At 71.3% G+C, this 21,365-nt stretch carries 18 protein-coding genes; 5 read left to right on the top strand and 13 right to left on the bottom strand.

All coding sequences use genetic code 11. The features are described from left to right. The first annotated feature begins 200 nt into the window (after window positions 1–200). Both ACIBEI_RS04345 and ACIBEI_RS04340 read left to right on the top strand, forming a co-directional pair. Window positions 201–2,249: a phosphocholine-specific phospholipase C gene (locus ACIBEI_RS04345; protein WP_398884866.1), complete on the top strand. Its 2,049-nt coding sequence runs from the start codon at window positions 201–203 to the stop codon at window positions 2,247–2,249. Window positions 2,250–2,335: 86 nt separating this feature from the next. Further along, a complete protein-coding gene (locus ACIBEI_RS04340) occupies window positions 2,336–3,220 on the top strand; it encodes a phospholipid scramblase-related protein (protein ID WP_398884864.1) in 885 nt (294 codons plus the stop codon). A gap of 84 nt (window positions 3,221–3,304) precedes the next feature. Here the strand turns inward: ACIBEI_RS04340 and ACIBEI_RS04335 are convergent, their stop codons facing one another. Next, complete coding sequence (locus tag ACIBEI_RS04335) at window positions 3,305–4,309, bottom strand: DMT family transporter (RefSeq protein ID WP_398884862.1); 1,005 nt, start codon at window positions 4,307–4,309, stop codon at window positions 3,305–3,307. Then, window positions 4,306–5,193, bottom strand: coding sequence for a phosphatase PAP2 family protein (locus tag ACIBEI_RS04330; protein WP_398884860.1), 888 nt, complete (start codon window positions 5,191–5,193; stop codon window positions 4,306–4,308). The genes ACIBEI_RS04335 and ACIBEI_RS04330 overlap by 4 nt, the downstream gene beginning before the upstream one ends. A 247-nt stretch (window positions 5,194–5,440) precedes the next feature. On the opposite strand from ACIBEI_RS04330, the gene ACIBEI_RS04325 reads away from it, so the two are divergent. Further along, on the top strand, window positions 5,441–6,085 hold the full coding sequence (locus tag ACIBEI_RS04325; RefSeq protein WP_398884858.1) for a TetR/AcrR family transcriptional regulator C-terminal ligand-binding domain-containing protein: 645 nt from the start codon (window positions 5,441–5,443) through the stop codon (window positions 6,083–6,085). Window positions 6,086–6,274: 189 nt separating this feature from the next. On the opposite strand, the gene ACIBEI_RS04320 is transcribed toward ACIBEI_RS04325, so the two are convergent. Genes ACIBEI_RS04320 through ACIBEI_RS04310 form a run of 3 tightly spaced genes read right to left on the bottom strand, consistent with a single transcriptional unit; the run spans window position 6,275 to window position 9,860 of the window. Beyond that, on the bottom strand, window positions 6,275–7,222 hold the full coding sequence (locus ACIBEI_RS04320) for a DUF2510 domain-containing protein (protein WP_398884856.1): 948 nt from the start codon (window positions 7,220–7,222) through the stop codon (window positions 6,275–6,277). 54 nt (window positions 7,223–7,276) lie between these two features. After that, the gene (locus ACIBEI_RS04315; RefSeq protein ID WP_398884854.1) at window positions 7,277–8,551 is read right to left on the bottom strand and encodes an anhydro-N-acetylmuramic acid kinase; all 1,275 of its coding nucleotides are present in this window, start codon (window positions 8,549–8,551) and stop codon (window positions 7,277–7,279) included. 4 nt (window positions 8,552–8,555) lie between these two features. After that, entirely contained in the window at window positions 8,556–9,860 is a 1,305-nt protein-coding gene (locus ACIBEI_RS04310; protein WP_398884852.1) for an MFS transporter, read from the bottom strand. A gap of 225 nt (window positions 9,861–10,085) precedes the next feature. Here ACIBEI_RS04310 and ACIBEI_RS04305 point away from each other — a divergent pair, with 225 nt between their 5' ends. Next, entirely contained in the window at window positions 10,086–12,776 is a 2,691-nt protein-coding gene (locus ACIBEI_RS04305; RefSeq protein WP_398884850.1) for an ATP-binding protein, read from the top strand. A gap of 107 nt (window positions 12,777–12,883) precedes the next feature. Here the strand turns inward: ACIBEI_RS04305 and pcaD are convergent, their stop codons facing one another. The 7 genes from pcaD to ACIBEI_RS04270 form a co-directional block, all read right to left on the bottom strand. Then, a complete protein-coding gene (gene pcaD / locus ACIBEI_RS04300; RefSeq protein ID WP_398884849.1) occupies window positions 12,884–14,032 on the bottom strand; it encodes a 3-oxoadipate enol-lactonase in 1,149 nt (382 codons plus the stop codon). Continuing rightward, on the bottom strand, window positions 14,029–15,399 hold the full coding sequence (pcaB, locus tag ACIBEI_RS04295; protein WP_398885118.1) for a 3-carboxy-cis,cis-muconate cycloisomerase: 1,371 nt from the start codon (window positions 15,397–15,399) through the stop codon (window positions 14,029–14,031). Before pcaB ends, pcaD begins: the two co-directional genes overlap by 4 nt. A gap of 101 nt (window positions 15,400–15,500) precedes the next feature. Further along, a complete protein-coding gene (pcaG, locus tag ACIBEI_RS04290) occupies window positions 15,501–16,073 on the bottom strand; it encodes a protocatechuate 3,4-dioxygenase subunit alpha (RefSeq protein ID WP_398884847.1) in 573 nt (190 codons plus the stop codon). 2 nt (window positions 16,074–16,075) lie between these two features. Continuing rightward, window positions 16,076–16,846, bottom strand: coding sequence for a protocatechuate 3,4-dioxygenase subunit beta (pcaH, locus tag ACIBEI_RS04285; RefSeq protein ID WP_398884845.1), 771 nt, complete (start codon window positions 16,844–16,846; stop codon window positions 16,076–16,078). Between the two features lie 8 nt (window positions 16,847–16,854). Continuing rightward, on the bottom strand, window positions 16,855–18,057 hold the full coding sequence (locus ACIBEI_RS04280; RefSeq protein ID WP_398884843.1) for a thiolase family protein: 1,203 nt from the start codon (window positions 18,055–18,057) through the stop codon (window positions 16,855–16,857). Next, window positions 18,054–18,713, bottom strand: a complete 660-nt coding sequence (locus ACIBEI_RS04275; protein ID WP_398884841.1) for a CoA transferase subunit B — start codon at window positions 18,711–18,713, stop codon at window positions 18,054–18,056. Before ACIBEI_RS04275 ends, ACIBEI_RS04280 begins: the two co-directional genes overlap by 4 nt. Further along, window positions 18,713–19,495 carry a CoA transferase subunit A gene (locus ACIBEI_RS04270; protein ID WP_398884839.1) on the bottom strand — a complete coding sequence of 261 codons (783 nt, stop codon included), beginning with the start codon at window positions 19,493–19,495 and terminating at the stop codon, window positions 18,713–18,715. Before ACIBEI_RS04270 ends, ACIBEI_RS04275 begins: the two co-directional genes overlap by 1 nt. Before the next feature lie 215 nt (window positions 19,496–19,710). On the opposite strand from ACIBEI_RS04270, the gene ACIBEI_RS04265 reads away from it, so the two are divergent. Continuing rightward, a complete protein-coding gene (locus ACIBEI_RS04265; protein ID WP_398884837.1) occupies window positions 19,711–20,184 on the top strand; it encodes a MarR family winged helix-turn-helix transcriptional regulator in 474 nt (157 codons plus the stop codon). 27 nt (window positions 20,185–20,211) lie between these two features. Here ACIBEI_RS04265 and ACIBEI_RS04260 read toward each other — a convergent pair whose 3' ends face one another. Beyond that, window positions 20,212–21,198 carry a DUF3048 domain-containing protein gene (locus tag ACIBEI_RS04260; RefSeq protein ID WP_398884835.1) on the bottom strand — a complete coding sequence of 329 codons (987 nt, stop codon included), beginning with the start codon at window positions 21,196–21,198 and terminating at the stop codon, window positions 20,212–20,214. Between the last annotated feature and the right edge of the window lie 167 nt (window positions 21,199–21,365).

Raw genomic sequence — 21,365 nt, 5'->3', positions numbered from 1 at the left:
CGTCGTACGTCGACGGCTGGAAGGAAGCGACCGGAAGCTGACCGTTCCCCGAACGGGTCGCGCACCTCACGTACCGCCGTCTTTCACACAGATGCCACGCGCCCCTTCCCTGACGTTTGTTGCTCTTGGAACACTCCATTCGCGCACGTTCCACCATGTACTCGCCCTCAGTACCCCGTCAGGACAAGAGGTCCCCTGCCATGCCCGAAGTGAATCGGCGCCGATTTCTCCAACTCGCAGGCGGCACCGCGGCGTTCACCGCGCTGTCGGAGAGCATCGCCAAGGCCGCGGCCATCCCCGCGGGGTACCACCGCGGTACCATCGAGGACGTCGAGCACATCGTCGTCCTCATGCAGGAGAACCGTTCCTTCGATCACTACTTCGGTGCGCTGAGAGGCGTACGCGGCTTCGGCGACCCCCACCCGGTCGCGCTCGACAACGGCAAATCCGTGTGGCACCAGTCGGACGGCACCAAGGAACTGCTGCCCTTCCACCCGGAGGCGGACGACCTCGGCATGCAGTTCCTGGAGGGCCTGCCGCACAGCTGGCCCGACGGGCACGCCGCCTACAACGGCGGCAAGTACGACAAGTGGGTCCCCGCGAAGGGCCCCACGACCATGGCGTACCTGACCCGCGAGGACATCCCGTTCCACTACGCGCTCGCCGACACCTTCACCGTCTGCGACGCGTACCACTGCTCGTTCATCGGCTCCACCGACCCGAACCGCTACTACATGTGGACGGGCTTCACCGGCAACGACGGCAAGGGCGGCGGCCCCGTCCTCGGGAACGACGAGGTCGGCTACGACTGGACGACGTACCCCGAGCGCCTGGAGAAGGCCGGGATCTCCTGGAAGATCTACCAGGACATCGGCGACGGCCTGGACGCGGCCGGCTCCTGGGGCTGGATCTCGGACGCGTACCGCGGCAACTACGGCGACAACTCGCTGCTCTACTTCAACAAGTACCGCAACGCCAAGGCCGGCGACCCGCTCTACGACAAGGCCCGCACCGGCACCGATGCCCGCAAGGGCGAGGGCTACTTCGACCAGCTGCGCGCCGACGTCAAGGGCGGCAAGCTGCCGCAGATCTCCTGGATCGCCGCCCCCGAGGCCTTCTCCGAGCACTCCAACTGGCCCTCGAACTACGGCGCCTGGTACATCTCCCAGGTCCTGGAGGCGCTCACCTCCGACCCCAAGGTGTGGGCGAAGACGGCCCTGTTCATCACGTACGACGAGAACGACGGCTTCTTCGACCACCTCGTCCCGCCGCTGCCGCCGCGCGACGCCGAGCACGGCAAGTCCACCGTCGACGTCGGCCTGGACCTCTTCCCGGGGAGCGAGAAGAACGTCGCCGGCCCGTACGGTCTCGGCCCGCGTGTGCCGATGATCGTCGTCTCGCCCTGGAGCAAGGGCGGTTACGTCTGCTCCGAGACGCTCGACCACACCTCGATCGTCCGGTTCATGGAGCGCCGCTTCGGCGTCGAGGAGCCGAACATCTCGCCCTGGCGGCGGGCCATCTGCGGCGACCTGACCGCCGCCTTCGACTTCTCCCGCAAGGACAGCAGGCCGGCCGACCTCCCGGACACCGACGCGTACGAGCCGCCGGACAAGGACCGGCACCCGGACTACAAGCCGACCCCGCCCGCGGACCCCAAGCTGCCGAAGCAGGAGCGCGGTCTGCGGCTCGCCCGCCCGCTCCGGTACGCCCCGTGGATCGACGGCTCGGTGGACCCGAAGGCCGGGACGTTCACGCTGACCTTCGCCTCGGGCAAGAAGGCCGGCGCCTCCTTCCACGTCACCTCCGGAAGCCGCACCGACGGACCCTGGACCTACACCACCGAGGCCGGCAAGAGCGTCTCGGACACCTGGAACTCCGCCTACTCGAACGGCTCGTACGATCTGACCGTGCACGGGCCCAACGGCTTCGTACGTGTCTTCAAGGGCCCGGGCGAGACCGCCGGACCCGAGGTCACCGCCCGTCATGACGGGGACGACATCGAACTGACCTTCACCAACAAGGGCTCCCGCACGGCCGAGCTCAAGCTCACCAACGGCTACGGCGGCAGGCCCAGGTCGATCCGGGTACGGTCCGGCGCGACCGTCAGGCACACCGTGGACCTGGGGGCGAGCAGGCGCTGGTACGACCTCACCGTGTCCGACGCGGACGGTTCGTTCCTGCGCCGGTTCGCCGGGCACGTCGAGAACGGCCGGGTCGGGGTCAGCGACCCGGCGATCGCCAGGGCTTAGGGGGTGCGATTCGACACAGGAGATGCGATGAGTCCCACATCGCACGGACTGGTCAGGTTCCGGCGGGCCCGGGGTAGTGTGCCCCGGTGACCACGCATTCGAACACTCCCGCGGGTTGGTACCCGGATCCTCAGGGTGCGCCCCAGACGCTGCGTTACTGGGACGGTGCTCAGTGGACCCAGCACACCAACCAGGACCAGCAGCAGGCTCAGGCCGCGCAGCCGGTCCAGCACATGCCGCAGCAGCCGCAGCAGCACTCTGTGCAGCAGCAGCCTGTGCAGCAGGTTCCGCAGCAGGCGGGAGGGTTCGACCCGCGCGTGCAGCAGCAGGTGCACCAGCAGGCCGGTGTCGCACCGAACGCGGCCGGCGGGGGCACGCTGTTCACCGAGCCGGTCCTGGTGGTGAACCAGAAGGCCAAGCTGATCGAGCTGACCAACGAGTACAAGGTCATGGGCCAGCAGGGCAACCAGCTCGGCTCGGTGGTGCAGGTCGGACAGGGCGCGCTGAAGAAGGTGCTGCGCTTCTTCGCGAGCCTCGACCAGTTCATGACGCACAAGCTGGAGATCCGCGACGCGTACGGTCAGCCGCAGTTGCTGCTGACCCGGCCCCGCAAGTTCATGAAGTCGCGGGTGCTCGTGGCGCGTCCGGACGGTTCGCCGGTCGGTGAGATCGCCCAGCAGAACATGGTCGGGAAGATCAACTTCGCGATCAAGGCCGACGGCAAGCAGGTCGGCGCGATCAAGGCGGAGAACTGGCGCGCCTGGAACTTCTCGATCGTCGATCACGCCGACAACGAGGTCGCCCGGATCACCAAGACCTGGGAAGGCCTCGCCAAGACGATGTTCACGACCGCGGACAACTACGTCCTGCAGCTGCACTACCAGCTTCCCGAGCCCCTGTTGAGCCTCGTTATAGCGACGGCGCTGACCGTCGACACGGCGCTCAAGCAGGACAACCGAGGACTTGGCTGACGAATCGGTTCGTCATGTTCGTCGTGTGGAAGGGGCGGTCGCGGACATCCGCGGCCGTCCCTCCCACGCTCCGTCGTGGCCGGTCTAGAGCGGGGTGAGACGCCCGGGCTTCGGCTGCCGAGGCAGCAACGACGGCTCGTTCAACGCCGATCCGGGCTCCAGGGCGAGAACGGCGGCCACGGGGTGCTCCTCGTCCACCGAGGTCTCCCTTGAAGGCGCCGCCGGAGTCGCTGTCAGGGATTCCGTTGTCAGGGGTTCCACCGCCGAAGGCACCGGCGTGGCGCGCGACAGCGTCACCACACCCCGGGCCGCGACCGCCGCCCCGGCCAGCGCCAGCAGCAGTCCCGCCGCGCCGCCCTGCAGCCGCTCGCCGAGCAGCGAGAGGCCGATCACCGCGGCGGCGATCGGGTTGGCCAGCGTCACCACCGCGAGGGGAGCGCCGAGCCCGCCCTTGTAGGCGGTCTGCGACAGCAGCAGCCCGGCCGTCGCGAAGGCGGCGACCAGCAGCGCGACCACGATCACCTGCCCGCTGAGCAGGGAATCCGAACGGTCCGTCGCGGCGACCGTGACGGTCTGCGTGAGCGCCGACGCGACACCCGAGGCGAAGCCGGACGAGGTCGCGTGCCGCAGCCCGGGGCGGGTGCCCGGCCTGGCCAGTACGCCGATGAGGGCCATGGTCGTACCCGCCACGGCCAGCGCCTGCGGGACGCTCAGCACATCGTCGGGCGCGGGCCCGGACGCCGTGACCAGCAGGGCCGCGAGCCCGGCCAGCGTCAGCGCCGTACCGCGCCACTCGACGAACGTGACGCGGCGCCCCGCCATCCGCGCGCCCAGCGGCACCGCGGCGACGAGCGTGAGCGCGCCGAGCGGCTGGACCAGCGTGAGGGGCCCGTACTTGAGAGCGGCCACGTGCAGCAGCGCCGCCGACGCGTTGAGGCCCACCGACCACCACCAGGCGCCGCTGCCGAGCAGCCGGAGCACCCCGGAGTCGGGGGTCCGTGCGGCCAGCCGCTGCTGGGCCACGGCCGCGGCCGCGTACGCGACGGCCGAGAACAGCGACAGGACGACGGCGACGAGAGTGGCGCTCATCGTCCGGCTCCCACGAGCTCCGGAGCATCCTGCGCGCCGGGTGCCCCCGGCCCGCCGGGCCCGCCGGGTCCGTCCGGTGTCTCCGGCCCTTCCGGTACGGAGCCGCCGGCGCCCACACGCTCCCTGGCGGGGGCCGTCGGTGCCGCCGTCCGGCGCGGTACGCGGATCACGGCGAGGGCGATGCCGAGCAGCGCGGCCGCGACGATCGCGTCGAGCCAGTAGTGGTTGGCCGTGCCGACGATCACCAGCAGCGTGACCAGCGGATGCAGCAGCCAGAGCCACCGCAACCGGGACCGGGTGGCGGCGATCAGGCCGATCGCGACCATCAGGGCCCAGCCGAAGTGCAGCGAGGGCATCGCCGCGAACTGGTTCGACAGGGAGTCGGTCTCGGGCGAGGCGCCGTACACCGTGGGCCCGTACACCTGGCCGGTGTCCACCAGGCCCGTCGCGGCGAGCATGCGGGGCGGGGCGAGCGGGAACGTCAGGTGCACCACCAGGGCGGCGGCGGTGACCGCGGCCAGCACCCGGCGGGCCCACACATAGTGCCCGGGCCGTCGCAGGTAGAGCCAGATCAGGAAGGCCGCGGTGGCGGGGAAGTGGACGGTCGCGTAGTAGGTGTTGACGGCGTGCACGAGGGTGTCGCTGTGCAGCAGCCCAGACTGCACGTCGCCTTCGCCGGGCAGGTGCAGGAACCGTTCGAGGTCCCAGACCCGGTGCGCGTTGGCGAAGGCCTCACCGGTGTGGCCCGTGGCCAGCTGCCGGCCGAGCTTGTAGACGAGGAAGAGCCCCACGACGAGCAGGAGCTCACGGACGAGGGGCGGCCGCCGTATCGCGGCCTCCCCTTCTCTTGCGGGCTCTCTTGCAGGCTCGGATCGGCTTTCCATCCCCGGCCCCCTTGCTGACGTTCTGGTGGTGCTGGTGCGTGGTGAGCCCAGGAGGGGATCCACTCGACACAGGGGTGGGTCCTGTCCAAGGCTCATCGATACGACAGTGTACCGATACGTTCGCGTTCCGGTACACTGGCGTATCGATAGGACTTACGCCACACTGAGGGCCGGCCGAGGGCCACACTGGAAGGCACACAGGGAGCGGGCCCGCAGGGGGCCGCGGGGACCAGCGAGGAGAAGAGCCATGACGTCGCAGGCAGCGGACGAACCGGAGACGGTCGTCGCCTCGCGCCGCTCCAAGATCACGCCCCAGCGTGAGCAGGAGTTCTTCGACGCCGTGCTCGACCAGATCCGCGAGTGCGGCTATGACGCGCTGACCATGGAAGGCGTCGCCTCCAGTACCCGGTGCAGCAAGTCCACGCTCTACCGGCAGTGGAAGACGAAGCCGCAGTTCGTGGCGGCCGCGCTGCGTGCCAACCACTGTCCCAAGTTCATCGGTATCGACACCGGCTCGCTCGCGGGCGACCTGCGCGCGGTCGCGCGCACGGCGGGTGAGCGGTCGGACGAGGACACCAGACTGCTCCAGGCGCTCGGGCAGTCCGTGATGCAGGACGAGGAACTGAAGCTCGCGCTGCGCGACGCACTGGTGGAGCCCGAACTGGAGGCGCTCCGCGGGATGGTCCGGCGCGCGGTCGAACGCGGGGAGATCAGGGCCGACCATCCGGTCCTGGAGTTCGTGCCGGCACAACTGCTCGGCGTGCTCCGTGTCCGCCCCCTCCTGGAGGGGCGCCCCGCGGACGCGGACTACCTCCTGCGCTATGTGGACGTGGCCCTGCTGCCGGCCCTGGGGCTGTCGGACGCCACAGGGCCGCTGGCGGACACCACCTGAGACCCAGGCCGCCGTCCATGGGATGACTGGACGGTGACCTGCTCGCGCCGCACCGTGGGGACGGGGGCGGCGCGCACCCCCCGGCCGGGTGGGGTTCCTCTCGAGCGGAGAGGCGCACCACCCGGCCGATCGGTGTGCGGCCAGGGCCCGGGGCCCTGACCGCCGTACGTCCTACAGGTTCTGCACGTCCTAGACGTCCTGCCCGTTGCCGGCGCCGCCCGCGGCCTCCTTGATGCCCTTGGTGATCTCGTCGATGACCGACTGCTTGGGGGCCTTGGAGCTGACATCGATGCCGAAGCGCACGACGACGAGCTGCTTGGAGTTGGAGGGCGCCGGGAAGACGAGCGACTCGACGTAGCCGTCGTCGCCCTTGCTCGTGACGACCTTCCAGCGGACCGCGTAGCCCTTCTGCCCGGCCACGGTCACGGCCTTGGAGGAGAGCTCGTCGTGCGAGGTGATCTTGCCGTAGCTCTTGCCGCCGTAGGACTCCTCGGCGTTCTTGGCGATGTCCTCCTTGGCGGCGGCCTCGGCGGTGGTGGCCTTGAGCTCCAGCGCGAGCGCGGGGGCCGAGTAGGCACCGCCGAGGCTGCACGTCTCCGAGGTGTCGCCGGGGCACTTGTAGGTGCCCTTGGCCGTCACCTGCGCGCCCACCTGGATGGTCGAGCCGCTCCAGCCGTCGGGCACGGGCAGGCTGATGCCGTTGATCGGGTCCGTGGCGTAGCCCTCCTCGGACGGGAGCGGCTGCGGGAGCTGGGACTCGCCGCCCTCCGGGGCGCCGGGGCCGCCCTGACCGCCGCCGTCCTGTCCCTGCGGGGGGCCCGGCTGGGTCGGCACCGGCTGGGTGTTGGTCGAATTGGTGTCGTCCGAGCCGCCGTCCGAGGTCAGCGCGTACACCCCGCCGCCGATACCGGCGAGGACCGCCACGGCGACGGCGACGGCTATCGCCGTGCGTGCCTTGCGCCGGGGGCCGCCGGGGTGCGCGCCCGGTGAGAACGCCGGTGGACCCCAAATGGCGCCGGACTCGGCGGGGCGGGTCTGGTCCGTCCATGTCCTACCGTCCCACCAGCGCTGGGTGGCGGGTCCGTCAATTGTCTGCCCGGGGTCGGGATACCAGCCGGGGGGAGTCGCCTGCGTCATGGGTCCACCGTATGAGGCGCGAGTGAAAGCCGGATGAGAGGATCCGGATTCGTTTCACCCAATCACCAGCCGCACCGGTTGTTTCAAGCCCCGGGGCACCCGTGGCAGCCCGTTCCGCCCCGGTGTCACCGAGCCCAGCACGCTGGGGTGCCGGGCTCCGGTGCTCCTCGGATCGGTGCCCGCGAGACCGTGCAGCGTCAGGAAACCGAGGACGGCGAACGCGTACGCCTCCTTCGCGGCGGAGGGCAGGCCCAGTGCGTCGGATGTGTGCAGCGGTACCCCGGGCAACTCCTCGGCGAGCATCGCCATGAGGACGGGATTGCGCGTGCCGCCGCCGGAGGCGATGACCTCGGTGGCGCCTACGGATCGGACCGCGTCCGCGACCGTGCGCGCGGTGAGCCGGGTGAGGGTGGCGATCACGTCCTGGTGCGCGAGGGCGCCGATGTCCGCCGCGGTCGCCGGAGCCGTCGGAGTGGCCGGATCGGCCGCCGTGGCCGCCGCGGTCCGAGTGGCCGCCGCGGTCCGAGTGGCCGGAGTGGCCGGTACAGCCGGGTCCGCCAGAGCTGACGGGGCTGCCAGAGCCGCCAGCAGGTAGTCCCGGTGGAACAGTTCCTTGCCGGTCGTCTTCGGCGCGGGCAGCGCGTAGTACGGCTCGTCGAGGAGCCGGCTCAGCAGCGGCTCGTGGACCCTGCCCCGGGCGGCCAGCCTGCCGTCCATGTCGTAGGCGCGGCCCGTGAAGTGCTGGACTGCCGCGTCGATGAGCGCGCCCGCGGGACCTGTGTCGAAGGCGGTGCCGTCGGGCGCGGTCAGGTTGGCGATGCCGCCGAGGTTCAGTGCGACCGGGGTGCCGGGTCTGCCGCGCAGCCACAGCAGGTCGAAGAGGCTCACCAGCGGCGCCCCCTGGCCGCCGGCGGCGACGTCGCGTGGCCGGAGGTCGGCGACCACGGGCAGCCCGGTGGCCTCCGCGATCCAGGCGGGCTGGCCGATCTGCAGCGTGCCGCGCACCTGCCCGCCGTCGGTCCAGTGGTAGACGGTCTGACCGTGCGAGGCCACCAACTCGGCACGTCCGTCGCACAGTTCACGGTCGGCGCGGAGGGCTGCCGCCGCGAAGGCTTGCCCGATGAGGGTGTCCAGGCGGCACACCTCGGCGAGGGTCGTGGCCGCCGGAGGCAGCGCCGCCGCGAGGGCCTCGCGCACCTCGGCCGCGTACGTCTCGCCGACCATGCCGAGCGGCCGCAGCACCAGGCTGTCCCCGTCGAGCCGCAGGTCGGCCGCCGCCGCGTCGATCGCGTCGTACGACGTGCCGGACATCAGGCCGATCACCCGCACCCGCTCAACTCCCTTGCTGTACTGGCTCTTTGCTGAGTGTCAGAAGCGCGAACACGCTCACCGCGCACGTCACGGCCGCGTAGTACGCCGGGATGTCCACGCTGCCCGTCCGCTTGATCGTCTCCGTGATGATGAGGCCCGCGCACCCCGAGAACACGGCATTGGACAGTGCGTAGGAGAGTCCCAGTCCCGTGTAGCGGACGCTCGTCGGGAACATCTCCGAGAGCATCGCGGGGCCCGGCCCCGCCATCAGTCCCACGACGGCGCCCGCGACGAACACGGCCCCGCCCTTCAGCCCGTTCGAAGTGCCCGTGTTCTGAAGGAGGTTGAGCAGCGGGACCGCGAGGACGGTGACCAGCAGCGCGCCCGTCAGCATCACCGGCCGTCGGCCGATCCGGTCGCTGAGCAGGCCCGCAGGGATGATCGTGGCCGCGAAGCCCAGGTTGGCGAGGACAGTTGCGACCAGGGCCTGCTGGAACGTGGCGTTCAGTGAACTCTGCAGATATGAGGGGAGCACGACGAGGAACGTGTAACCGGCCGCCGCCCAGCCCATGATGCGCCCCGCGCCCAGCGCGATCGCCTTCGCCACCTCACGCCCCGGTGGCCGTTCCGGCAGGGGCTCCTCCCGGAGCGACTCGAAGGACGGGGTCTCGTCGAGCCGCAGGCGCAGCCACAGCGCTCCGAGCCCCATCGGCAGCGTCAGCAGGAACGGCAACCGCCAGCCCCAGTCGCCCAGTTGCCCCTCGCTGAGCACGGTCGCCAGCAGCGCGGCCACTCCCGCCCCGCCCAGCAGCCCCAGCGCCACCGTGAACGACTGCCACGACCCGTACAGGCCCCGCCTGCCCGGTGGCGCGAACTCCGTCATCACCGACACCGCGCCCCCGAACTCCCCGCCCGCGGACAGCCCCTGAAGGACTCTCAGAAAGGTCAGCAGCCAGGGCGCGAGGGCGCCCACTGAGTCGTATGTGGGCAGCACGCCGATCAGGGTCGTCGCGGCCGTCATGAGGACGATGACCGTGATGAGTACGGGACGCCGTCCGACGCGGTCGCCGAGCCGCCCGAACAGCGCGGCGCCGACGGGCCGGAAGAAGAACGCGAGCGCGAAGGACGCGTACGTCTTGACCAGGGCCTCGACCTCGCTGCCGCCCTCCGGTGTGAAGAACCGGGCCGCGATGACCGTCGCGAAGTAGCCGTAGACGCCGAACTCGTACCACTCGATGAAGTTGCCCACCGACCCCGCGACCAGCGCCCTGCGGGAGCGCTCCGGCCGGTCGGTCCGCAGGCCGGAGCCTTGCGCCGGAGCGCCCATGCCGTTCCTCCCGCCACCGCGACGATGTTGGAAAGTTAGTTTCAGTTCACGGCTTTTGACTGTCAATAACTTTCACCCCGGCAGGTCGGTGGTGTCGTCCGTCGCCTTCGCGCCGCCGCCGTCACCCGTCGCGGCGGCAGGTGTCCCGACCAGGCTCCATCGCGCCTTCCGGAGGGCTAGGCTCAAGGTCTGTACGTCGTTTGGGCGACCTGGGGAGGTAGCGGGATGACGGAGGCACGGCCGGGAACGGCCGCCTCGGCACCCCTCTGGGAGCGCGACGCGGAACTCGCCGCGGTCGCGGAGGCAGTCGACGCGCTGTGCGCGGGTTCGGCCTCGGGCAGCCTGTTGGTCTTCACCGGAGAGGCGGGCATCGGCAAGACCGCGCTGCTCGCCGAGTCGCGCCGGATCGCGGAGACACGCAAGTGCACGGTGTGGTCGGCACGCGGTGGCGAGACCATCACGTCCGTTCCCTTCAACGTCGTACGGCAGTTGCTGCAGCCGGCGCTCGTGGCGCTGATGCCCGACGAGGCGCGTGAGTACTTCGGCGACTGGTACGACATCGCGGGACCCGCCCTCGGGATCGCCGAATCGGGCGACCGCCAGGCCGACCCGCAGGGCGTGTGCGACGGCCTGGTCGCGGCCGTGCGCAGGCTCGCCCGACGCGAGTGGCCGCTGGTGCTGGTCGTCGACGACGCGCACTGGGCCGACCAGGAGAGCCTGCACTGGCTCGCCGCCTTCACGGAGCGCCTCGACGACCTGCCCGTCCTCGTCCTGGTCGCCCGCCGCCCGGGCGACGCCACCGGCGACAGCGCCCGCCACCTCGACGCCATCGGCGCCCTGGCCGGCCCGATGCCCTCCCTGCGCGCGCTGACCCCGGACGCCACGGCCGGACTCACCCGCGCCACGCTCGGCGCGCACGCGGACGTCCCGTTCTGCCGCGAGGTCTGGGCCGTCACCGGCGGCAATCCGTACGAGACCGTGGAACTCCTCGCCAAGGTCCAGGACAGCGACTTCGAACCGGTCGAGGAGTCGGCCTCGGAACTACGCGCGCTGAACCGCTCGGCGCGCGGCCGCGGACTCGTCGACCGGCTCGAAGGGCTGGGCGTGGACGCCACCCGGTTCGCCTGGGCGGCGGCCATCCTCGGCACGCAGATCTCCCTGGAACTGGCGGCCGAACTCGCCGGGATGCCGCGGGACGAGGCGGAGCGCTGTGCGGCACTCCTCGGCGCGGCGCGCATCCTCACCGAGGCCGACCGGACGAGCGGTCAAGTCGACGACGGGGACCTGGAGTTCGTCCACCCGCTCATCGCCACCGCCGTCTACCGCTCGATCCCGGACGCGCTGCGCACCGCGATGCACGGGGTGGCCGCCTCGGTCGTCACCGCGTCGGGCCTCGGCGCCGCCGCGGCCTCCCGCCACCTCCTCGAGGTACATCCGGACGACGACCCCGAACTCGTCGAGCAGATGCGCGAGGCGGCCCGTGAGCACCTCGCCGTCGGCGCCCCGGACGCGGCCCGCCGCTGTCTGGAGCGCGCCCTGCTGGAACCGCCGCTTCCGGAGGTCCACGCGCGCGTGCTCTACGAGTTGGGCTGCGCCACGCTCCTGACCTCGCCCGCGACGACGATCGGGCACCTGCGGCAGGCACTCACGCTGCACGGTCTGGAGGAGGAACTGCGGGTCGACGCGGTCTGCCGGCTCTCCTCCGCCCTCGTCCACAACAACCAGCCGGAGGAGGCCATCGCCGCGGTCGATGCGGAGGCCGACCGGCTCCAGCCCGGTCCCGCCCGTATGCGCCTGCAGGCCGTGCACTACATGTGGGAGGGCGTCCACGTCGGCGAGGAGGACGCGCCCGGCCGCTCCCGCCGCCTCGCCGAACTCGTCAAGCCGCTCACCGGCCGCGACAACTCCGAGCGCGCCCTGCTCGTCCTGAGCGCCTTCGACGCGATGACCCGCGGGGAGAACGCCGAGGAGGTCGTCGAGCACTGCGACCGCGCCCTCGTCAACGGCCGCCTCGCGCCGGGCCTCGGCTGGACCGACACCGAGTGGAGCTTCGAGCTCCTCATGATGCTCGGCGTCTCCTACGCGTTCGCGGACCGCCTGGATCGCGCCGAGAGTCTCTTCACGGAGGCCCGGAGGACATACGAGCACGCCGGGTGGAGCGGCGGCCATCTGGCCCTCGCGCACGCCTTCGGCGGATACGTGCTCCGTAGACGGGGCCGCCTCGTGGACGCGGAGGAGTCCCTGCGCGAGGCACTCCGGCTGGCGGACCGGGTGGGCCACGGTCTGCCCATGCACTGGTCGGCGGCGTGCATGCTCATCGACACGCTGCTCGCCCGGGGCCATGTCGGCGCGGCCGAGGAGATCGCCGAGCGGTACTCCTTCGAACCGCCCCACCCGTCCACGATCGTCATGCCGGACACCCATTCGATAAGGGGCCGGCTGCTGATCGCCACCGGCCGCGTCGAGGAGGGCGTGAACGAGTTGGAGACCGCCGAGAAGAGGTCCGCGGCCCGCGGCGGCCACAACACGGTGCTGGCGCCCTGGGCCGGAGATCTGGCCCGCACCCTCGCCGTCGCCGACCCGCGGCGCGCCGCCGAGGTGGCGGCCGACGCCCGCATACAGGCTGAACGCTTCGGCACGGACACCGCCATAGGAGAGGCCCTGCGGTGCGCCGCCGCACTGGAGACCGGTCGGCGCTCGGTCACGCTGCTCGCCCAGGCGGTCGCGTACCTGGAGGCGTCACCCTGTGCCTACGAGCACGCGGCGGCCCGCGTCGAGTACGGCATCGCGTCCCACTCCGACACGGAGCTGACCCGCGGTCTGGCACTGGCGCGGACCTGCGGCGCGGACGGCCTGGTGACGAAGGCCCGGGAGGCACTGGCACTGCACTCGGGTCTGGTGCCGCGTCCCCGGTGACGGAGGGGCGGACGGGTCGGTGACCTGGCGTCCATCGGGGCCGGATGCCAGGCGCACCGGGAGTCGAACGCCTGGTGGCGCGGCAGCCCGGGCGGCCGGTCAGCCCTTCAGCCGGCCGCCTCGTCCTCCTCGGCGAGCACCCGCTGGGCCACGGCGAACGCCGAGTTGGCCGCCGGGACCCCGCAGTACACGGCGGTCTGCAGCAGCACCGCGCCGATCTCCTCCGGGGTGAGCCCGTTGCGGCGGGCGGCGCGGATGTGCATCGCCAGCTCGTCGTAGTGGCCGTGCGCCACCAGCGCGGTCAGTGTGATCATGCTGCGCTCACGGCGTGCCAGCGTCGGATCGGTCCAGATCTCGCCCCACGCGTACCGCGAGATGAAGTCCTGGAACCGTGCCGTGAACTCCGACTGCCGGGCCTGCGCACGGTCGACGTGCGTGTCGCCGAGCACCTGCCGGCGTACCTCCATGCCCCGCTTGGCGCCGCCGTCGAAGTGCGCGCGCAGAGCGGTGAGTACGGCCTCCGGGCACTGCGCGGGCGCGAGGTGCGAGGCCCCCGGGATCTCGACGAGCGCGGCACCGGGCACCGCGTCGGCGATCTCGCGCAGATGCGCGGGCGGCGTCGCGGGATCCTCGCGCCCGGCGACGAGCAGCGTGGGCGCGCCGATCTCCGGCAGCCGCTCCCGGATGTCGAAGGCCGCGAGCGCGTCACAGCAGGCGGCGTACGCGTCCGGATCCGCCGTCCGGTGGTCCTCGACCAGCTCAGGAACGGTGAAACCGGGCGTGAACCAACGGGAGTCGGCGCTCTTGGCGAGGTCGGCCAGCCCCTCTTCACGGACCAGCGCTGCGCGCTCCTCCCACGGCTTGGAGCCGTTGAAGTGGGCGGAGGAGCAGACCACCGCGAGCCGCTCGATCCGTTCCGGGTGATGGACGGCGAGATGCAGCCCCACCGCGCCGCCGAGCGAGACACCGGCGTACGAGAACCGGTCGAGGCCGAGCGAGTCGGCGAGCGCGAGCACCAGTGCGGCGAGGTCGGCGATGGTCGCGCCGGGGCCGATCAGTCCTGCGGGGGAGTGGCCGTGGCCCGGCAGGTCCCAGCGCACGACCCGGTGGGTGACGGACAGTTCGGGCGCGACCTTGTCCCACAGGGCCGTCGACGTGCCGAGGGACGGACCGAGGAGAAGCGGGGGAGCGGTTACGGGACCCTCGGCGCGGTGGTGGAGCGACTTGCCGTCGGAAAGGGGCTGTCGGGTGCTCAACTTCGCTCCAGGGCACGGTCGGTGAGGGCTCCGGCGGAGCCGGTGTACTGGGTCGGGTCGGTGAGGGCCGCGAGGTCGAGGCCCTTCAACGCGGGATCCGTGAACTCGGGTTCCTTCAACTCGAGTTCCTTCAACTCGGGTTCCTCGGCGAGGAGTTCCACGAGGGGGCGGTTCTCGGCGGTGGCCCGTCGCGCCGCCCGGGTGAGCAGTTCCTTGGCGCGGGCCCGCCCGAGCACCGGCGCGAGTTCGGCGGACAGCCGCTCGGAGACGATCAGGCCGTGGGTGAGGTCCAGATGGGCGCGCATAGCGTCCGCGTGGACCCGCAGTCCCTCGGTCAGCTCGGCCGTGTCGAGCGCCGCCCCGCCGACCAGCCGCAGCAGGTCGCGCAGGGGCTCCCACTCGGCGTGCCAGGCACCGGCGGGCCGTTCGTCCTCGGCGGCCAGGGACCCGTACAGCGCCGCGGCGAGCTGAGGCGCCCGGCGGGCAGCCGCGGCGACGAGGGTGGAGCGCACGGGGTTCGCCTTGTGCGGCATGGCCGAGGAACCGCCGCCCGTGCCCTCGCTCAGCTCGCGGATCTCGGTTCGGGCGAGGGTGAGTACATCCGTGGCCGCCTTGCCGAGGGCGCCCGCGGTGAACGCGAGGGCTCCCGCCAGGTCGGCGACGGGTGTGCGCAGGGTGTGCCAGGGCAACACCGGTGCGGCGAGGCCCAGTTCACTGGCATACGCCTCGACGAGGGCAGCCGTGTTCGGAGTTCCGTACGCGGTGAAGGCCGCCAACGTGCCCGCCGCACCGCCGAGTTGGGCCGGGAGCCGGTCCCGTACGGCCTGGACGCGGTCTCTGGCGTCGAGCACCAGCGACCGCCAACCGGCCGCCTTCAGCCCGAAGGTGGTCGGCACGGCGTGCTGGGTGAGGGTGCGCCCCGGCATGACCGTGTCCCGGTGCTCGCGCGCGAGCCGGGCCAGCGCGATCTCCGTACGGGCGAGGTCGGCCAGGATCAGGTCCAGTGCCCGGGCGGCGACCAGCATGGCGGCCGTGTCCATGATGTCCTGGCTGGTCGCGCCCCGGTGGACGTAGGGGGCGTGCTCGGCGTCGACGGCCTCGACCGCCGCCGTCAGGTCCGCGACCAGCGGGATCACCGGGTTGCCGCCGCTCCGGGCGCGGAGCGCCAGATCGCGGACGTCGAAGCGCTCGGCGTCGGCCGCCGCGGTGACGGCGTCGGCGGCCTCCGCCGGGGCGAGACCGAGCGAGGCCTGCGCCCGGGTGAGGGCCGCCTCCGCGTCGAGCAGTGCCTGAAGGAAGGCACGGTCGCCCGTCGCGGACTCGGCGGGCGAGCCCGCACGGCCGGGCGCGAGCAGGCCGACGTCCAAGCCGAGAGGTTCGCCGGGATCGCCGGAACCGACGGAATCACCGGGACCGACGGGATCGCCCGAACCGGTGGGATCGCCGGGATCGGCAGGGGCGGCAGCTGTCACTGGAACTCCAGGAAGACCGTTTCGCCTTCGCCCTGAAGGCGGATGTCGAAACGGTACGTCCGGTTCGTGCCCTCGGCCGCGATCAGCGTGGCGCGCCGCTCGTCCGGCAGCGAGTCGAGCAGCGGGTCCACGCCGTCGGCGAGGTACGCGCGGGTGAAGAGGTGGTGCGTCAGACCGCGCGCGAACACGCACACGCTGATGTACGGCAGCCCCGTGTTGCCCGGCGGCAGCGTGTGGAGCGCGTAGTGCCCGTCGGCGTCGGTGGGGACCCGTCCGTAGCCCGTGAAGTCGACGCCGTTGCGGCCCACGAAGCCGCCCGTCGACGGGTCACGGCGCATCGAGCCGGGCGCGCCCTTCAGCGAGCCGTCGGGCGCCGCCTGCCAGAAGTCCAGGAGGGCGTCGGGGATCGGCGCGCCCGCGCCGTCGAACACGTACCCGTGCAGGGTGATCGTGTCGGAGTGGCCCTGGGGCGCCACGTCGGCGCCGCCCGGAAAGGGGAGCGCGTGCCCGTAGAACGGGCCGATGGTGTGGGACGGGGTGGGGAGCAGGCGCCCGGTCGTCTCGGTCATGGTCAACGGCCTTCTTCGATCCAGGTGGCGGAGGGACCGTCGAGGACGATGTCCCAGGCGTAGCCCATCGAGAACTCGGGCCGGGAGAGATCGTGGTCGTAGGTGGCGATCAGCCGGTTCCGGGCCGCCTCGTCCGTCACGGACTGCAGGATGGGGTCGTACCGGAACAGCGGGTCGCTCGGGAAGTACATCTGCGTCACGAGCCGCTGGGTGAACGCCGTGCCGAACACCGAGAAGTGGATGTGCGCGGGCCGCCACGCGTTGGTGTGGTTGCCCCACGGGTACGGGCCCGGCTTGATCGTGGTGAACGAGTACCGGCCCTGATCATCCGTCAGGGTCCGCCCCACACCGGTGAAGTTGGGGTCGTGCGGCGCCGGGTGCTGCTCGCGCAGATGGGCGTACCGGCCGGCGGCGTTGGCCTGCCAGATCTCGACGAGCTGGCCGCGCACGGGACGCCCCTCGCGGTCGAGCAGCCGGCCCGAGACGGTCATGCGCTCGCCGATCGGCTCGCCCCGGTGCTGGAGGGTCAGATCGCTGTCGTGCTCGGTGATGTCGGTGACCCCGAACACCGGCCCCGACAGCTCGACGGCTTCCGGGTCGCCTCCGCTGACGGCGACCAGCGGCTGCTTGGGGTGCCGCAGGAGCGAGCTGCGGTACGGCGGGTAGTCGCGCCGCGGGTGGTGCAGGACCGGGGCGCCGCCGGCGACCGCCTTGTCGTACGTGTCCTGGAGATCCTTGATCTCGACGTCGATGTCCGACTGGGTGAGAGCCATGAGGGTTCCTAACGCTCCAGTACGAGGGCGAGGCCCTGGCCGACGCCGATGCAGAGGGTGGCGACGCCGACCCCGGTGCCCTTGCGGGCGAGCTGGTGCGCCACGGTCCCGGCGAGCCGGGCGCCGGACGCGCCCAGCGGGTGGCCGAGCGCGATGGCACCGCCCTGCGGGTTCAGGATCGCCGGGTCGAACTCGGGCCACTCGGCGACACAGCCCAGGACCTGGGCGGCGAACGCCTCGTTCAGTTCGAGAGTTGACAGATCGTCAAATCCCTTGCCCGCCTTGGCGAGTGCACGGTTGACGGCCTCGACGGGGGCCAGGCCGAAGTAGTCCGGGTCGAGCGCGGAGACACCGGTCGCCGAGACGCGGGCGAGGGGTTCGCGCCCGGTGGCCCGCAGGCCCTCCTCATCGACCAGGAGCAGGGCGGCGGCGCCGTCGTTCAGAGGTGACGCGTTCCCCGCGGTGACCGTGCCGTTCTCCTTGCGGAAGGACGGCTTGAGCCTGGCCATCGCCTCCAGCGACGTCGAGGCCCGTACGCATTCGTCGGCGCCGAAGACCAGCGGGTCGCCCTTGCGCTGCGGGACCGGCACCGGCGCGAGTTCGGCGTCGAACAGGCCGTCCGCCTGGGCCCGGGCGGCCTTCTGGTGGCTGCCGAGGGCGTACTCGTCCTGCTGCTCGCGGCTGATCTTGTGCTTGTCGGCGATGAGTTCGGCGGACTCGCCCAGCGGGATGGTCCACTGCGGGTCCATCTTCGGGTTGACCATCCGCCAGCCCAGCGTGGTGGAGTACAGCTCGGTGTGCCCGGCGGGGAAGGGCTTGTCGTTCTTGGGCAGCACATAGGGGGCCCGGCTCATCGACTCCACGCCACCGGCGAGGGCGACATGGGCGTCGCCGACCGCGATGGCGCGGGCGGCCTGGATGACCGCTTCGAGGCCGGAGGCGCACAGCCGGTTGACCGTCACGCCCGGCACGGAGGTGGGCAGCCCGGCCAGCAGTCCCGCCATGCGGGCGACGTTGCGGTTCTCCTCACCGGCGCCGTTGGCGTTGCCGAAGTACACGTCCTCGATCCGGGACGGGTCCAACTCCGGCGTACGGGCGAGGAGTTCACGGATGGCGTGCGCGGCCAGGTCGTCCGGGCGCACGGCTGCCAGCGACCCGCTGTACTTGCCGAACGGGGTGCGGACGGCGTCGACGATATAGACGTCCTTCACGACTGGATCTCCTCGATGAGCTCGTCTGCGATACGGATCTTCGCGGCGGTCCTGGCGACGATGTCCGCGACGGTGACGCCGGGCGCGGTCTCGATGAGTACCAGGCCCTCGTCGGTGATGTCCATGACGCCGAGGTCGGTGATGACCCGGTTGACGCACGCCTTGCCGGTCAGCGGCAGCGCGCACTCCTGAAGGATCTTCGGCGAGCCGTCCTTGGCGGTGTGGGTCATCACCACGATCACCGTACGGGCGCCGTGCACGAGGTCCATCGCGCCGCCGATCCCGGTGATCATCTTGCCGGGGATGGCCCAGTTGGCCAGGTCCCCGCCCGCGGACACCTGCATCGCCCCCAGCACGGCGACGTCGATGTGCCCGCCGCGGATCATCCCGAAGGAGAGCGACGAGTCGAAGTAGGAGGCGCCTGGCAGGACCGTGACGGTCTCCTTGCCCGCGTTGATCAGATCCGGGTCGACCTGCTCCTCGGTCGGATACGGGCCGGTGCCCAGGATCCCGTTCTCCGACTCCAGGATCACCTCCACGCCCGGCGGGAGGTAGTTGGGGATCAGCGTCGGCAGACCGATACCGAGATTCACGTACTGGCCGTCGTGAAGCTCACGCGCGGCGCGGGCGGCCATCTCTTCCCTGCTCCAGGCCATCACGCACGCACCGTTCCCTCTGCGGCGGGCGCCGAGACCGTCCGCTTCTCGATCAGCTTGGAGTTCGCCTGCTCGGGTGTGAGCGCGAGAACCCGCTGCACGAAGATCCCCGGCAGGTGCACGGCGTCCGGGTCGATCTCGCCCGGCTCCACCAGCTCCTCCACCTCGGCGATCGTCACCCGTCCGGCCATCGCGGCCAGCGGGTTGAAGTTCCGGGACGACTTGTTGAAGACGAGGTTCCCGTGCCGGTCGCCCTTCGCGGCCCGCACGAGCGCGAAGTCGGTGCGGATCCCGTGCTCCAGTACGTACTCCGTACCGTCGAACTCCCGCACCTCCTTGGGCGGCGACGCCAGCGCCACCCCGCCACTGCCGTCGTAGCGCCACGGCAGCCCGCCGTCCGCGACCTGCGTACCCACTCCGGCAGGCGTGTAGAACGCGGGAATCCCGGCGCCGCCGGCCCGCAGCCGCTCGGCCAGCGTGCCCTGCGGGATCATCTCCACTTCCAGCTCACCGGCCAGATACTGCCGCGCGAACTCCTTGTTCGCCCCGATGTAGGAGCCGGTGACCCGGGCGATGCGGCCCGCCGCCAGGAGCACCGCCAGCCCCGACTCCATCGCCCCGCAGTTGTTCGAGACCACGCCCAGGCCGGAGACCCCGCGCTCGTGCAACGCCTCGATCAGCACATTCGGCACACCGCTGAGCCCGAAACCGCCGACCGCCAGGGTCGCGCCGTCGGGCACATCGGCCACTGCCTCGGCGGCTGTGGCGACCACCTTGTCCATCTGCGAAGCCTCATCTCTGCCGAGCGTCAGCGGCCCGATTGGTCCCCGATTAGTCAGGGCACTGAGTATTTCTTCGAGGTTTCAATCACGCTGTCATTCGAACCCCGGACCGTCAAGACCCTCAGGGAATCCGCAGCTCGGAGTCTCGTCGCGCGGCGAGACAAGGAGAGCAACTCACCGGTATCGTTCAGTGCACCAACGAACAAGGAGGGCACATGGCCGCGGTGGATCTCTCCGCCCACCCCGGGCACCTGGCCCGGCGACTGCAGCAGGCGCATCACCTGCTCTGGAACACGATGGTCTCCGAGGAGATCACCTCGCCCCAGTTCGCGGTCCTGAACGCGCTGGTCGCCGAACCGGGGCTGGACCAGCGCTCGGTGGGGGAGCGGGTCGGGCTCGACCGGTCCACCATCGCCGAGGTCATCACCCGCCTCGGCCGACGCGGACTGCTGGACAAGGTCCGCGACACCCAGGACGGCCGGCGCTTCCTGCTCCGCCTCACCGACGAGGGCGTGCGCGTCCACCGGAAACTGACGGTACGGACGGCGCGGATGAACCAGGTCTTCCTGGCACCGCTCTCCGGCGAGGAGCAGTGCGTCTTCTTCGATCTGCTCCAGCGGGTGTCGGACGCGGCGGAGGGCCTGCGCAACCCAGGCGCCCCGGTGGCTCCCCTCGTCACGCAGAACTGAGGCTGCTGAGGCTCAGGCCCTCGCTGGTCAGGCCTTCGCGAACACGACCCAGACCTGGCCCTCCGCGAAATTCATGGGACTGCCGTCCGCGGTCGTGAACTCGGTGCCGTCCTCGGCCGCCGGACGCTTCCAGCCGGCGTCGTAGGCCTTGCCGTCGCGCAGGACCTTCGCCGTCCCCGAGCCCACCGTGTTCGTGTACGGGGTGTTGTTGCCCAGGAAGTCGCGGAACGTGGACTTCCGAACGTTCACGTACTGCACGACGACCGTCGAGGCCGCCACCCGCTTCCCGTCCGTCGTGACCGTCGGACTGCCGTCCATCGACACCAGCCAGCGCTGCCGGTCCTGCGCCCAGTCGAAGGTGAAACGGGCCGCCGGGAAACGGACCGTACGCGTGCTCTCGGCCTTCCCGCCCGCGGGCGCCGCCCCGTACCGGAACCCCGTCGTCAGCGCGTCCGCTCCGGGCACGGACTTCAGGAGCCGCTCCGGACGCAGATAGAGGTTGTGCGGCACGGCCTTGTCCGACCCCCGGTAGTACGCCCCCTCGTCGTCCTCCGGGGACACCGCGCGCAGCGGCGCCCTGTCGATCAGCGGCATCAGCTTGCCCTGCGCGCCCGAGAAGGCCAGCGTCGGCTCGTTGAACTGGCGCAGCAGCTCCAGATCGGACTCACGGGCACTGCGCACCGGGCCGATGGCCTTCGGCAGCTTCGTCGCGTACACGGCCATCAGCCGGCTGAGGCCGCCCTCCACCTGCTCCGCGTACACGAGGTCCGCGGCGTCCAGGCCCGTCTGCGGACGGGCGGCGGGGACGTTGTCGATCTTCACGGCGAGCGGCGAGGGGGCGCGGGGTGCCGAGCTCTCCGAGCTGCCGCTGTCCGTGCTGTCGGGGACGTCACCGCGCCCGTCGTCGAGCCGGTTCCCGGCTGTCGTACAGCCCGACGCCAGGGCGGCGGCCACCGTGGCAGCCAGCAGTGCCGCCGTCATCGTGCGGCGCCGCCTGAGCGCCATCCGTCCCATGCCCACCGTTGCCACCAATTCTCGTATTGATGATTGTGTGCTTATAAGTTCATTGATGGCCTTACCCGCTCGGTTCTGATTGCGCGCGCCGATCGGCCGATCAGCCCAAGTTGATGACCGATCGATATCTGCCGAGGGGCCCGGCGGTGACCGTCCGGGTACCCCTG

This window comes from Streptomyces sp. NPDC050988, assembly GCF_044456225.1.
Lineage (GTDB): Bacteria > Actinomycetota > Actinomycetes > Streptomycetales > Streptomycetaceae > Streptomyces.
This window is presented reverse-complemented; position numbering and strand designations above follow the sequence as displayed.

Coding starts and splice junctions, on each gene's coding strand:
- ACIBEI_RS04345 (WP_398884866.1), top strand. CDS start 201: ATGCCCGAAGTGAATCGGCGCCGATTTCTCCAACTCGCAGGCGGCACC.
- ACIBEI_RS04335 (WP_398884862.1), bottom strand. CDS start 4,309: ATGAGCGCCACTCTCGTCGCCGTCGTCCTGTCGCTGTTCTCGGCCGTC.
- ACIBEI_RS04330 (WP_398884860.1), bottom strand. CDS start 5,193: ATGGAAAGCCGATCCGAGCCTGCAAGAGAGCCCGCAAGAGAAGGGGAG.
- ACIBEI_RS04325 (WP_398884858.1), top strand. CDS start 5,441: ATGACGTCGCAGGCAGCGGACGAACCGGAGACGGTCGTCGCCTCGCGC.
- ACIBEI_RS04320 (WP_398884856.1), bottom strand. CDS start 7,222: ATGACGCAGGCGACTCCCCCCGGCTGGTATCCCGACCCCGGGCAGACA.
- ACIBEI_RS04310 (WP_398884852.1), bottom strand. CDS start 9,860: ATGGGCGCTCCGGCGCAAGGCTCCGGCCTGCGGACCGACCGGCCGGAG.
- ACIBEI_RS04305 (WP_398884850.1), top strand. CDS start 10,086: ATGACGGAGGCACGGCCGGGAACGGCCGCCTCGGCACCCCTCTGGGAG.
- pcaG (WP_398884847.1), bottom strand. CDS start 16,073: ATGACCGAGACGACCGGGCGCCTGCTCCCCACCCCGTCCCACACCATC.
- pcaH (WP_398884845.1), bottom strand. CDS start 16,846: ATGGCTCTCACCCAGTCGGACATCGACGTCGAGATCAAGGATCTCCAG.
- ACIBEI_RS04275 (WP_398884841.1), bottom strand. CDS start 18,713: ATGGCCTGGAGCAGGGAAGAGATGGCCGCCCGCGCCGCGCGTGAGCTT.
- ACIBEI_RS04270 (WP_398884839.1), bottom strand. CDS start 19,495: ATGGACAAGGTGGTCGCCACAGCCGCCGAGGCAGTGGCCGATGTGCCC.
- ACIBEI_RS04265 (WP_398884837.1), top strand. CDS start 19,711: ATGGCCGCGGTGGATCTCTCCGCCCACCCCGGGCACCTGGCCCGGCGA.
- ACIBEI_RS04260 (WP_398884835.1), bottom strand. CDS start 21,198: ATGGGACGGATGGCGCTCAGGCGGCGCCGCACGATGACGGCGGCACTG.